This window comes from Novosphingobium sp., from assembly GCF_036803765.1.
Lineage (GTDB): Bacteria > Pseudomonadota > Alphaproteobacteria > Sphingomonadales > Sphingomonadaceae > Novosphingobium.
The window spans coordinates 1-12,996 of sequence record NZ_DAIRTS010000006.1 but is presented as its reverse complement, the minus strand read 5'-3'; the positions used below and the strand labels follow the sequence as shown (position 1 = coordinate 12,996).

At 65.3% G+C, this 12,996-nt stretch carries 7 protein-coding genes; 1 reads left to right on the top strand and 6 read right to left on the bottom strand.

The window, feature by feature from the left end:
• Positions 1 to 6: 6 nt before the first annotated feature.
• The 6 genes from V7Q48_RS05365 to V7Q48_RS05340 form a co-directional block, all read right to left on the bottom strand.
• Positions 7 to 1,947 (bottom strand): sialate O-acetylesterase, encoded by a 1,941-nt coding sequence (locus tag V7Q48_RS05365; protein WP_333836742.1) that lies wholly within the window; start codon positions 1,945 to 1,947, stop codon positions 7 to 9.
• Positions 1,944 to 2,849: an SMP-30/gluconolactonase/LRE family protein gene (locus V7Q48_RS05360; protein WP_442947091.1), complete on the bottom strand. Its 906-nt coding sequence runs from the start codon at positions 2,847 to 2,849 to the stop codon at positions 1,944 to 1,946. Before V7Q48_RS05360 ends, V7Q48_RS05365 begins: the two co-directional genes overlap by 4 nt.
• Positions 2,849 to 3,631, bottom strand: coding sequence for an SDR family NAD(P)-dependent oxidoreductase (locus V7Q48_RS05355; RefSeq protein WP_333836741.1), 783 nt, complete (start codon positions 3,629 to 3,631; stop codon positions 2,849 to 2,851). The genes V7Q48_RS05360 and V7Q48_RS05355 overlap by 1 nt, the downstream gene beginning before the upstream one ends.
• A 67-nt stretch (positions 3,632 to 3,698) precedes the next feature.
• Positions 3,699 to 4,823, bottom strand: coding sequence for a fumarylacetoacetate hydrolase family protein (locus V7Q48_RS05350; protein WP_333836739.1), 1,125 nt, complete (start codon positions 4,821 to 4,823; stop codon positions 3,699 to 3,701).
• A gap of 159 nt (positions 4,824 to 4,982) precedes the next feature.
• Positions 4,983 to 7,427, bottom strand: coding sequence for a putative bifunctional diguanylate cyclase/phosphodiesterase (locus tag V7Q48_RS05345; protein ID WP_333836738.1), 2,445 nt, complete (start codon positions 7,425 to 7,427; stop codon positions 4,983 to 4,985).
• 307 nt (positions 7,428 to 7,734) lie between these two features.
• Positions 7,735 to 9,591 (bottom strand): diguanylate cyclase, encoded by a 1,857-nt coding sequence (locus V7Q48_RS05340; protein WP_333836737.1) that lies wholly within the window; start codon positions 9,589 to 9,591, stop codon positions 7,735 to 7,737.
• Between the two features lie 443 nt (positions 9,592 to 10,034).
• Here V7Q48_RS05340 and V7Q48_RS05335 point away from each other — a divergent pair, with 443 nt between their 5' ends.
• On the top strand, positions 10,035 to 12,902 hold the full coding sequence (locus V7Q48_RS05335; RefSeq protein WP_333836736.1) for a TonB-dependent receptor domain-containing protein: 2,868 nt from the start codon (positions 10,035 to 10,037) through the stop codon (positions 12,900 to 12,902).
• Positions 12,903 to 12,996 lie beyond the last annotated feature (94 nt).

Sequence of the window (12,996 nt, the reverse complement as noted above, 5' to 3'; positions counted from 1 at the left end):
GCGCCATCACCGGCTGATCGGCAACTCGAACCCCGGGATCGGCAGCGCGCGGCCGTCGAACAGGTTGACCACCGGGCTGTCGGCCCAGGCATAGCGCACGCGCGTGGCCGGGCGGCCATCGTCGGTGAGGATCACGCTGTCGCCGTCGATCCGCGCGGCGGCATAGCGGCAGGCCTCACTCGTCTCGCACAGCTCGAAGCCGATCGGCCCGGGCGCGCTCCAGGCCTGCAGGCCCTTCTCGATCCCGGTGAAACGGACGCGAATGCCGCCTGCCTCGCGCATGGCCTCCTGCGGCATGGGCATGGCCTTGCCTTGAGCGGCCAGGGCCAGTCGCATGCCCAGGAGCGGCTTGTTGGCGGGGTGGATATCGGTGCGCTCGCCGATGTCGATTGCACTGACGAGCCGGGTCAGCGGGTCCCCGGCGACGACAGCCCGCTGGTCGTTGCGCAGCCCCGCCCAGCTCGATGCGCCGGGCGTCGTGCCGACAGGGCCGTAATTCGCCAGTTGGACCACCTCGACCGCCAGCCGCTTGCCGAAGCGTGTGCGCCAACCCGCGATCAGAGCCTTGAGGCGATCCTGATAACCCGGCGTGTCGACGTCGCTTTCGCCCTGATACCAGGCCGCACCTTTGAGCGCGAGCGAGCCCAGCGGGGCTATCATGCGGTTGTGCATGACACCGATGCCGGCGTTGGCATCCCACGGCGTGCGGGGCGGATAGCTGGTGGCTGGCGCGATGCTGAAGCGCCAGCCCTCGGCCAGCGACATCGTCTCCCCACCCGTCACCCGCCATTGCAGCTTGTCCGCCGTGCTGGCGAACCCACCATTGGCATAAGTGTTGGTCACGGCGACCATGACTTCATTGACGCCAGCGTGCAGATAAGCCGGCGGCACCTTGTATTCGCGCTCGTAATCCCAGCCGAAGCTGTTGCCGACGACGCGGCCGTTGACATAAGTCGCGTCCATGTCGTCGAGCACGCCGAGCGCGAGGACGCCGCCCGCAGTAGCTTGCGCCGCCGTCAGAGTCACCTGGCGACGTAACCACACCGTGCCGGTCGCCTTGGTCGCCAGCGGCGTACCGTCCCAGGCGAGCCAGCCGCTGATGCGCGGCACTGGTTGCCACGCGATGTCGTCGGGCTTCAGCCAAGGCTGACTGCCGCCGTTCGCGTCGCGATACCAGCTTTCCCAGCGAGGTGCGAACGCCGTGACCGCGCCGAGGGGATCGCTCTCGAACCGTTTGATCGCGGCGACTTCTGCCGCACCATAGAGCGCCGCGCCCGCCTCCGGGCTGAGCCAGGGCCGCAACTGCGATCCGCCCCAGCTGGCGTGGATTGCACCCACCGGCACGCCCAGCGCCTTGCGCAGGTCGCGCGCCATGTAATAGCACGACGCCGAGAAATCGGTGACGCTCGCGCGATTGGCGCCCTGCCACGTGATCGGCGCTGCGAACTGCGTCTGCGGCGCATAAGCGATCGCCTTGGTGACCGTAACCATGCGCAGCAGCGGGTCGTTGGCCATCATTGCGTCCATCTCGCCGTTGAGCGCACGCTTGACCGGAAATTCCATGTTCGACTGGCCCGAGCAGAGCCAGACGTCGCCCACCACCAGATCGTGATAGGCCAGTTGCTGGCCGGCGCTTTCGACCGTCAGGTCGACGCCTTGCGCCGAGGCACTGCGCGGCGCGAAGCGGAGGGTGAACGCACCGGCCTTGTCCGCCCGCGCCGTCGCCTGCTCCGTCCCCAGCACACCGCGTACGGCAGCGCCTGGTGCGGCAATCCCGGAAATGGCGATGGGCGCATCGCGCTGGATCACCGCATGGTCGATCCAGATCGGACCCAGCGTCAGCGTAACCGACGCCGTGCCTGCGGGTGCCGCCGCGGCAAACACCGGCGTGGCTGCAGCTAGAGCGATCCCGACAGCCCAGCGTGCGGCCGACCGGTGGCGGGTCATGCGAGCGGGATCCTGACCGTCGCGACGCCCGCGACCGGGCTGTCGAACGCGAACAGGTGCCCCGCCTCAGGCTGCGCGGCGAGTGCTGCCTCGTCCAGGCCCTTGCGTGCCGTGGTGACGAACACGCGCCGCAGGTCATCGCCCCCGAAGGCGACCTTGGTGACGTTGGCAACCGGGAGTTCGACGTTGCCCAGCAGTGTGCCGTCCGGCGCATAGCGCGCGACGCCCCAGCCGTTCCACAAGCCGGTCCAGACGCACCCTTCGCTGTCGCAGACCGGGCCGTCGGGCCAAGCCTCGGGAAAGTCCTGCGCAGTATCGACAAAAAGCGTGGCCTCGGCGATGCTGCCGTCCGCCCCGATTGCGGCGGTCAGGATGCGCTGGCCGAGCGTGTCGGTAAAATAGATCCGCGTGCCATCGGGCGAGATCGCGGGGCCATTGGTAATGCTGATGGCATCGGGGCCGGCCGGTTCGACCGTTCCGCGCGAAAAGCGATGGAAGCGGCCGCTGAGCTCGGTCTCGGCATCGTCCATCGACCCGAAATGCACGGTCCCGTCAGGCGCGACGCAGGCATCGTTCAGGCGATTGCCTTCTGGTTCACCCTCGATCGGTACGGGGGCGTCCCAAGAGCCGGCCTCGGGATCGAACAGAGCCAGCCCGGCCTGAAGCCCGGCGAGCAATCGCCCGTCGTCGGTCGGCAGGACCCAGCCCACCTGCCCAGGTGCATCGAACCGCGCGTGTGCGCCGCTGGCAGGATCGAAGCGATGGATCGCCTGCTGCTTGATGTCGGTCAGCCACAGGCAGGCGCGCTGCACATCCCATACCGGCCCCTCGCCCAGCGTGCACCCGAGCGCGAGCACCGCTTCGGCACGCAGACCCGGCTCCTGCGTCTGGTTCATCGTCATCAGCGCCATCCTCCATCGACCCAATAGGCGTGCGCGGTGCAGTACCGCGCATCGTCCGATGCCAGGAACATGGCGAGCGCGGCCACGTCAACCGGCTGCAGGCGGGCCTTGATGCATTGCGCGGCGACGATCTCGGCCTCGCTCTCCGGCTCGTACCACTGCATCTGGCGCGGCGTCTGGATGTTACCGGGAATGATCGTGTTGACGCGGATGCCGTCGGGGCCAAGTTCGCGCGCCAGGCTGCGGGTCAGGCCTTCGACACCGGCCTTGGCCGTCTGGTACAGCGTCAGGTCCTCGAGCCCGAGATGCCACGAGATCGAACCGAGGTTGAGGATGACGCCGCCGCCGGCGGCCTTCATCGTCGGGGCCACCGTCTGTGCCGCGAAGAACTGGTGCTTGAGATTGACCGCCATGCGATCGTCCCAATAAGCCGGCGTGACCTCGGCCACGGAGTGGCGATCATCGTTTGCAGCGTTGTTGACGAGAATGTCGCATCCGCCGAGTTCGTCGACCAGTCCGGCGAGCGTTGCCATCAGTTCTTCGGTGCGGGTGATGTCCTGGATGCGGTAGATCGGCGCATGTTCGGCATCGGCATGGCGATCCGCCACCGCGCGCGCGGCCTGGGCCTGGATGTCGATGAAGGCAACGCGGGCACCCTGTGCCACGAAACCGTCGACGATGCCCTCGCCAATGCCCGAGGCGCCCCCGCTCACGATCACCCGCTTGCCGCGAAGGCTCGGATAAACGGCGCCGGTCGGCTGGACTTGAGTCTGTGTCGCCACTGAATTCCCCGATGTATCAATGTGCTTTTGAGGAGGATGGCCCAGCAAGGCCCCCTGCATCGTCGTGTCAGACGCGATCGATCAACCCGCGCTGCGCCAGGTTTCGGATGAACGCTGCGATGCCCACGTCCCACGCCGGCGCATCGCGCGAGGTGGTGACGGTGTTGGTCAGCGCGCCCAGCCGCTTGGAACAGATGGTGACGCGATCGCCCATTTTGTGCGTGAAGCCGGTGCCCGGCACGTCACGATCCTGCGTTGGCGCGAAGAGCGTGCCGCAGAACAGGACGAACCCGTCGGGGTAGTGATGCTCGCTCAGCGTCTGGCGCACGAGATCGAGCGGATCGCGGCTGATCTGCGTCATCAGGTTGACGCCTTCTAGGCGGAAGTTGTCCTCGCCCTCGATCACCAGTTCGACTTCAGCGCTCCGTACGTCGTCGATCGTGAAGCTATCGTCGAAGAGGCGGATGAACGGCCCGATCGCGCACGAGGCGTTATTGTCCTTGGCCTTGGACAGCAGCAGTGCCGATCGGCCTTCGAAGTCGCGCAGGTTGACGTCGTTGCCCAGCGTCGCGCCCACCACCTCGCCATGGGCATCGACCGCCAGCACGACTTCGGGTTCGGGATTGTTCCAGCTGGAATCCGAACGCACGCCGATCATCGCGCCTTCGCCCACGGTGGACAGGACCGGGGCCTTGCCGAACACTTCGGCATCGGGGCCGATGGCCACTTCGAGGTATTGCGACCACATGCCCTCGGCAATGAGCACCTGCTTGAGCGCCTCTGCCTCGTCACTGCCCGGAACGACGGAGCGGATGCCCTGGCCGATACGCTCCTCGAGGCGGGCACGCAGTTCGGCGGCCGCCGCCGGATTGCCCCGCGCCCGCTCCTCGATCACGCGCTCGATCGCGCTCAGCGCGAATGTGACGCCGCATGCCTTGATGCACTGCAGGTCGACCGGCGAAAGCAGCGACCAGCCCTCGGGAAGCCCGGCTTCGATCGGGCCCAGCGCCACGCCGCCGTCGAATGCACGGCGCGCCACGGCTCCGGACGAGGTCGCCACGATGGTGGTGATGTCGAAGATCTGTCCGTCGCGCAGCACGATGACGTGCGGGCCATCCGGCGCCTGAGCACGTCCGAGGAAGCGACCTTCGGCGAAATCCGCCGGAAGGCAGTGTACAAGCGCGCCAGACATCCATCTCACCCTTCGATTGATAGCGCTACCTTATGAGGGTGAACCGGATTCGACAAGGGGCAATCCTGACCAGTGGAAACTGTACAATGCCGACGGCGCAAGGCAGCGCACCCTGGGCCGGGCGTGGCAGGGCAAGCTACTTCGCCAAGGCAGCGCCGGTCAGGCGGAAGGCAAGCAAGCCTCGAAACAGGCGCTAAAGGCCTCACCCGGCATGGGACGAGCGTAGAAGTAGCCCTGCGCCTCGTCGCACCCGGCGGATTCGACATGCGCGCGCTGTTCGGCCGTCTCGACGCCCTCGGCGACGACGTTGATGTTCAGCGAACGTCCCAGAGCTGCAATGCCCCCCATCAGCGGGGCATCGGTGCCCGCAGCATGGATGAACATCTTGTCGATCTTGATCGTGTCGACCGGAAATTGCTGCAGGTACGACAGGTTGGAGAACCCGGTACCGAAGTCGTCCAAAGCGATGCGGAAGCCGGCTTCGTGCAGCAGCGCGATGTTGGTCGAGATAGACTCGTCGGCCTCGAGCAGCGCGCCTTCGGTAATCTCCATCTCGATGAGCGCGTGATCGACGTTGTAGTACTGGCAACGCGCGATCAGCGCCTCGCAGATGGCACGCTTGCGCAGCGAGATCGGCGAGATGTTGAAGGACACGAACGGCGGCGTGGGGATCGTGCGCCCCCAATGCTGGAGGTCGCGACATACCGCATCGAACATCACCAGGGTGATATCGTCGATGAGACCCGCCGCCTCGGCAACGTCGATGAATTGCCCGGGCAGCACGATACTGTCCCCCACGTTCAAGCGACACAGCGCCTCGGCGGCGACGATCTTTTGCGTCCGGGTGCAGATGCGCGGCTGGTAGAACGCGACGAAGCGATCCTCGAGCAGTGCCGAGCGGATCTCGCGCTCCATCGCCACGCGGCGCCTGAGTTCCTTGTTGAAGTCCCCATGCTGGAACTTGAAGGCGTTGCGCACGGCCTTTGCGCTGTAGAGCGCCATGTCGGCGGCGGCGATGAGTTCGTCGACATGCTCGCCGTCATCGGGAAAGATGCTGATCCCGATGCTCATCCCGCAGGTGATGTCCGCGCCGTCGCTGCCGTTGGCGATCACGTCGTCAGAGCGATCGAGGATGCGCTGCGCGACGACCGAGGCGGCTTCCGCGCTGTCGATCGCGGGCAGGAGCATTGCAAACTCGTCTCCGGCCCACCGACAGATGGTGTCGCCCTGGCGGACGCTGCGGCGCAGGCGATCGGCGACGGCCTTGAGCACGTCGTCGCCTGCCATGTGGCCGTGGGCATCGTTGATCCGCTTGAACCGGTCGAGGTCGCAGAACAGCATGGCGCAGCGCTGGCCCGAACGACGCGCATTGGCCAGCGCCATTTCGGCGCGGTCCTTGAACAGCACGCGATTGGGCAGGCTGGTCAGCGCATCGTGATGAGCGAGGAAATCGAGCCGGCTCGACATGGCTCGCCGCTCCGACACGTCGTGAAACACCAGGACGGCGCCGATGATCTGCCCGTTGTTGTCGCGGATCGGTGCAGCCGAATCCTCGACGGGCAGCAGTTCCCCATTGCGGCGCACCAGGCTGCAGTTTTCCTCGAGCAGAACGGTGCCGTTGAAATGCAGGGCCTGCTGGACCGGGCAGGCCGCGCTGTTGCCCTCGCCGTTGCGGACGGCAAACACTTCGCTGATGTGCAGCCCGGTCGCTTCCTCGCAGCCCCACCCGGTCAGTGCCTCGGCAACCGGATTGATGTAGGTGATGACGGCCTTGTGGTCGCAGGTGATCACGGCATCGCCGATCGACCGCAGCGTGACCATCGCGCGTTCGGCCTCGCGCTGCAACTCGGCCTCGGCGCTCTTGCGATCGGTGATGTCCTGGACCTGCGAGATGAAGTATCGCACTTGGCGATCCGCGTCCCGGGCGACGGATACCGACAGGATACCCCAGACGATGCTGCCATCCTTGGCGATATAGCGCTTCTCGATGGTATAATGATCCGCCGTTCCGTCGAGCAGCTTATTCAGCTCCCCCAGGTCGAGATCGAGGTCGTGCGGATGCGTCAGCGCCTGGAAGCCGCCGCTGAGCAACTCTTCGCGGCTGTATTGCAGCATTTCGCAAAACGCGTCGTTGACCTGCATGAACTCGCCGCCCGGCGCCACGATGGCCATGCAGACGGCGGAATTGTCGAAGGCGTCACGGAAAATGCTGCGCAGCGAAACGAGCTCTGCCTCTGCGACGAACTGGCGCGCATTGGTGTAGATGATGATGTGCGAGCCGGATCGGTCACCCGCCTCGTCGGCTTCGTTGATGCATAGCAGGTCGAACCCCTGCCCGTCGTCCGGCGTGTTGCAGGTGACGTTGAACATCGGTGCCGGACAATTCCGAAGTTTTCGGAACTTCGCCAGCGCATCCGGCCCGAAGACACGCGCGAGCACCATCTCGAATTCGACCACGCCATCGCCCATGCCATGGCCCGCCAGCAGCGCGCCGGCCTGTGCGTTGGTCGATACGATGCGACACGCGCGATCGACCTGGAAATAGCAATTTTCGGACCGCTTGAACCCGTCACGCAGCGAACCCGAACCAATGCCAGAGAACATAGATTTCCATCCCCCGGCTTGAGGCCACCCCCGTTGCCTCAATGTGTAGAAAATTATGCTGTTCTATGGCTTTGTCAACGATGCCAGCAAAAACCATCGCTGACCGCGGGCAAGCAATGCATTGAAATGCAAAAGAATCTCATTTTTTGATAACCCCGTAATGTCCGCAAACCGGAATGCTCCACCAGACATTGGGATTCTCTTAAAGGAGGCCGAATCAAGAGTGCGAAGTCGCGTAAAAACCACACGTACTTAAGGACAATTTGAACCGGAATGGTAAATAGTCGCAGATCGGAAGTGTTTATGATCAGCCCAGGGTCGTCACGGGCAGGATCCCGCCCACCGGCAATTCCGAAAGTGCCATCGCCACGCGGTCGCGGCCCGCAGCCTTTGCCTGATACAGCGCGTGGTCAGCTTCGCGCAGCACATCGGCAGGCTGGCGATCGTCGCCGGCATACCCCGCCACCCCGAACGACGCGGTGATCTGCGGGATTTCAGTGCCGTCGGCGCGCAGGCTGGCGCTCTTGATCATTTGCCGCAGCACTTCGGCCCGCTCGGCTGCAGCAGCAGGCTCGAAGTCCGGCATAAGGATGACGAATTCCTCCCCGCCATAGCGACAGGCCACGTCACCCTTGCGCACATGGCCGCCGATCGTTGCGGCCAGGTGGCGCAGGACGATATCGCCCGCATCGTGTCCGAAGTTGTCGTTGATCGATTTGAAATGGTCGACATCGACCATGATGATGCTGAGGGCTGCGCCGCTGCGACGGCTCTTGGCGAATTCGAGGTCCAGCACTTCCTCCAGATAGCGCCGGTTGTGCAGGCCCGTCAGCGGGTCACGCAGGGATTGATAGCGCAGGCTTTCGCGCAGGCGCAGGTTGACGAGAGCGAGCGCCAGGTTTTCGCAAAGCACGCGCATGTCGGCGAGCGCCTTTTGTCCTTCGCTGTCGCTCATCTCGCTCGGCGCGCCTTCGAGATAGAGCAGGCCGACGGTTTCGCCCTGTGCCGTCAACGGCATGCAGACATAACTGCCATGTGCCTCGCTGGTGAGGTGGGCGCACGTCACGTCGGTTTCGGTGTCGTCGACGTGGTGGAGCTGGCCGCGGCGCAGGGCCCAGCACTTGGTCGGCGAAAATTCGGCGTGGCTGGAGGAGCAATCGCCCCAGGTGGCGACGCGCGAGAGGACGGTCGACGAGTTGTTCTGGAAGTATAGCGCGCCGCCCCGGATGTCGAAGATCTGCGGGATGAACCGCTTGGCCAGCGACACCAGTTCCTGCTGGTCGAGGCAGGCGGGCAGTCGATGCGAGATGCGGGCCAGCGTGTCGCTGACCCGGCGCCGGTCGGCGAGTTCCGCCCCGCTGGCATCGAGCATGGTGGCGATGCGCCCTTCGGCCTCGTCGCGCCTGGCGATCTCACGGCGGATGCGATCGCACATCGCCTGGTAGGTATCGCTGAGTTCGCGGAACTCACCTGTCAATTGCGTCGCGATGTCTTCGGGAATGCCAGATGAGTCCGCCTTGCGCATGGCGGTCAGCACGATGCCGAGCGAGCGCTTGAGCGACGCACCGACGATCGCCAGCGCTCCCAGCGAAAAGACGAGACCGATCGCCACCCCGCCGACCGCCAGCCAGCGCCCGACCTTGAGCATGGCCAGAACCTGGTCGCCGCTATGCGCCAGGTCGCCCCGCTGGTTGACGTCGAGTGCCTTGACCGCCTGGCGCAGTTCCTGTGCCTCGAAACGCCCTTCCTGCGTGCGGACCGTGGCGACCGCATCAGCCGCCCCCTTGGTGCGCAAAAGGTCCAGCAACGCGATCTCTTCGGCCGCCGGTCGGAGCACGGCCTCGATCCGTTCGCGCTCGACACGCGACTGCGGGGTGATCAACGCACGGACGACGCCCATCTGCGCCTTGGCGTCGCCGATATACGTCTGGAATTCGCGCAGGTAGGCAGGCTCGTTACTGAGCAGATAGGCCCGCTGCGCGGTTTCCGCATCGATGACCGAGCGTTCGAGCCGCATCGTGGAGCGTTGCACCTCGCGGTGTTCGCGCATCTCCTCGAAATATTCCTGGGCTTCCTGCGACGCGAAGACGATCGCAATCGCAGTCGGAATCATGACAGCCAGCATGATGGCTGCGATGATGGCGAGACGCCTCGAAATCGTCATTGTTCGACGAAGCCCTGTCAGTAATTTCCCCTAGGTGCTCGCTAGGCGGTGATAGTTAACACGGCGTATTTCGCGATTTGTTGTGTCAGCATCGACCACCGCGAAATGGCGAGAGTTTAACCAATTGATTCAAAGTTTTGGCATTCCGTTCCTCACAGACCTTGCCCTTTGGTGCATGGCTGCAATGACATTCACGCCATATCGGACCAAATTCCTCTGGTACTTCGCAAGATAGCGCATCGTGCAAACCCATCGGGAGAATTCGAAATAAAGTACCTTGCTATCTAAATGCATTTTGCATAGCTTGCGACTCAACGGGAAAAAATGCCCGATGAGAGGATGCAGATATGAGGAAGGCGTTTAGTGCCCAGCCTGCGCGCAGGCTCGTTTCCATCGTGGCTCTGGGTTGGGCGACATTGCCTGGTTTGGCGACCGCGCAGGACATGCCCGCCCCGGCTTCGGTGCCGCCGGCCGATGCAGCCGCTGCGCCCGGCACCGTAGCTGCCGACGCGCCGGCCAGTCCCTCCGGTCCGATCGTGGTCACCGGCACGCGCATCGCCAGCGGGTTCGATGCGCCGACGCCCGTTTCCGTCCTGGGCGCCGATCGCCTCGCCGAACGCGGTGCAGGCAACATCGGCGATGCCCTGAACGAACTCCCTGCCTTCCGCTCCACGCAGACGCCCGCCTCGACCGGCCTCTCGGCGGCAGCCGGCTACATCGGCGGACGCATCCTCGACTTGCGCGGGCTGGGCTCGGTGCGCACCCTCACGCTGGTCGATGGCAAGCGCTTCGTGCCCTCGACGACGCAGGCGACTGTCGACACCAACATGATCCCCTCGATCCTGTTGCAGCGCGCCGAAGTCGTCACCGGCGGTGCTTCGGCGGTCTATGGGTCGGACGCGGTCTCGGGCGTGGTCAACCTGCTGCTAGACAAGAAGCTGACTGGCTATCGCTTCAACGCCCAGGCCGGCATCTCGAAGTATGGCGATGCCAGCACCCGCCAGATCGGCGTGGCCGGCGGCTGGGCCCTGGCCGACAACGCCCACCTGATCCTTGGCGGCGAATACGAGGCAAACGACGGGGTCGAAGCCTGCCGGGTGCGCGAATGGTGCCGCGACGGCTTTATCAACTGGGGCCGCAATCCCGGCCAGGCAGGGCTGCCGGCCAACAACATCCTTGGCAACGTCCATCCCTGGTCGGCCTCGTACAACGGCGTGACCACGCCGCCCTCCTCCGCCTATGCCGGCCGTGCCGTCCCGGCGCTGCGCCCGATCGACGGCATCACGTTCGGCCGCGACGGCACGCCGCGCCGCTTCCAGTTCGGCTCGCTGGTCAATTCGCTTTACCAGGTAGGTGGCGAGAGCGACGGCCCCGGCGAGAACATCTACTTCGACTTCCCGATCGTCTCGCCGACCGAGCGCTACAACGCCATGGCGCACGTGACCTGGGAGCCGACGCCGGCCCTCACCCTCGAGCTGAGCGGCAACTACGGCCACTCCGAGGGGCGTCACCGCGCCGTCGCCTATCGCAACACCGCGCTGACGATCCGGTCTGACAATGCGTTCCTGCCGCGCTCGGCCGATCCCACGCTCGACATCCCGACCATTCTGGCCGCCAGCGGCCTCACCAGCTTCACCCTCGGCAAGGGCTTCGACGACATCGGCCCCGGCCAGCTGCAGGTGCGCAACACCGTAATCCGCGCCGTCGCGCAGGCGCGCTACGACCTCGGCGGCGGATGGAAAGCCGATGCCTACTACCAGTTCGGCCGCAACAAATTCCGCAGCGACCTGACCGGCGGAACCGTAACGTCGCGGCTGCTCAACGCGATCGACGCGGTCTCGGTAGGCGGCACGCCGACATGCCGCATCAATGCCGATGCCTCCACCGCCAACGACGACCCGGCCTGCGTGCCGCTCAACCCGTTCGGCTATGCCAATGGCCCGACCTTCGCGGGCGCCAAGGCCTATGTCACGGCCAACGGTTACCAGACCAACATCACCACCGAGCACGTCGTGGCCGCCAACGTCACCGGTTCGCTGTTCGACCTCCCCGGCGGTCCGCTCGGCGTCGCGGTAGGCGGCGAATACCGCAACGATGCGGTCAAGGGTGATGCCGACGCCCTGTCGCGCGGCAATCGCTTCTTCACCGGCGGCGGTTCGCTGATCTCCGGTCGCATCGCCGTGACCGAAGGCTATGGCGAGATCGAGGCCCCGATCCTGCGCAATGTGTCCTTCTTCGACGAGCTGGCGCTGAACGGTGCCATCCGCCGCACGCACTACAACCGCTCGAGTGACTTCTTCCCCTCGAGCTCGCTCAGCGTGACGACGTGGAAGATCGGCGCCACCTGGGCCCCGATCGAGGCGCTGCGCTTCCGCGCCACGCGCTCGCGCGACATCCGCGCCCCCAACGTCTCGGAGCTGTTCGGACCGACCACGCTGGCGCAGGGCATCCTTACCGACCCGGCGCGCGGCGGCGTGCAGACCGTCGCCCCGATCACGCAAGGGTCCAACCCCAACCTCCAGCCCGAAAAGGCCAACACCTTCACCGTCGGTGCTGTGATCCAGCCGCGCGGCGGGTTCCTCGGCCGGTTCCGCGCCTCCGTCGACTATTACCGGATCGAGATCAAGGACGCGATCAGCACGCTGGGCCAGCAGAACATCGTCACCCGCTGCTTCCAGGGCGATCCGCTCAGTTGCTCGCTGGTGACGCGCGACGGCTCGGGCGCGATCACCAACATCGTCGACACCCAGCAGAACGTGAACAAGCTGATCGCGCGCGGCGTGGACATCGAGTTGTCCTATCGCCAGCCGCTGGGCGGCGAGGCCTCGCTCAACACGCGGGTCCTGGCCAGCAACGTGATCGACCTCATCACCGTCGACGCGGTCGGGCCGACCGAGCGCGCCGGGCAGACCGGTCTTCGTGCCGGGACGCCACCGGGCATTCCCGACTGGACGATCGACGGGCTGGTGACGCTCGATCTTGCCGATCGCTTCAGCTTTTCCACCCACGTCCGCTGGATCAACAAGGGCTTCTACAACGCCGCGTTCATCGGGCCGAACCAGGCCGGATACGTGATCACCGGACCGAACAGCTCGAACACGAATTCGGTGCCGTCGAAGACCTACGTCGACCTCGTCGCGACCTTCAAGGTGCGCCAGCAGGGTACGCAGAAGTTCGACGTGTTCTTCGGCGTCGACAACCTGTTCGACACCGATCCGCCGCGCGTTCCCGGCGCCAACGGCTCGGGCAACAACGTGCTGTTCAACCCGGTCGGCCAGTCCTTCAAGGCCGGCGTGCGCGGAACCTTCTGACCCCAGGTCCTCCCTGCCCCGGGGCGCACACCCCCTCCCGTGCGCCCCGGGGATTTTTCCCCCACAGACATGGATTACCCAACCGATGCTCGAC

Excerpts from the sequence above, each read along its gene's own strand:
- V7Q48_RS05365 (WP_333836742.1), bottom strand. The coding sequence starts at position 1,947 with ATGACCCGCCACCGGTCGGCCGCACGCTGGGCTGTCGGGATCGCTCTA.
- V7Q48_RS05360 (WP_442947091.1), bottom strand. The coding sequence starts at position 2,849 with ATGACGATGAACCAGACGCAGGAGCCGGGTCTGCGTGCCGAAGCGGTG.
- V7Q48_RS05350 (WP_333836739.1), bottom strand. The coding sequence starts at position 4,823 with ATGTCTGGCGCGCTTGTACACTGCCTTCCGGCGGATTTCGCCGAAGGT.
- V7Q48_RS05345 (WP_333836738.1), bottom strand. The coding sequence starts at position 7,427 with ATGTTCTCTGGCATTGGTTCGGGTTCGCTGCGTGACGGGTTCAAGCGG.
- V7Q48_RS05340 (WP_333836737.1), bottom strand. The coding sequence starts at position 9,591 with ATGACGATTTCGAGGCGTCTCGCCATCATCGCAGCCATCATGCTGGCT.
- V7Q48_RS05335 (WP_333836736.1), top strand. The coding sequence starts at position 10,035 with ATGCCCGCCCCGGCTTCGGTGCCGCCGGCCGATGCAGCCGCTGCGCCC.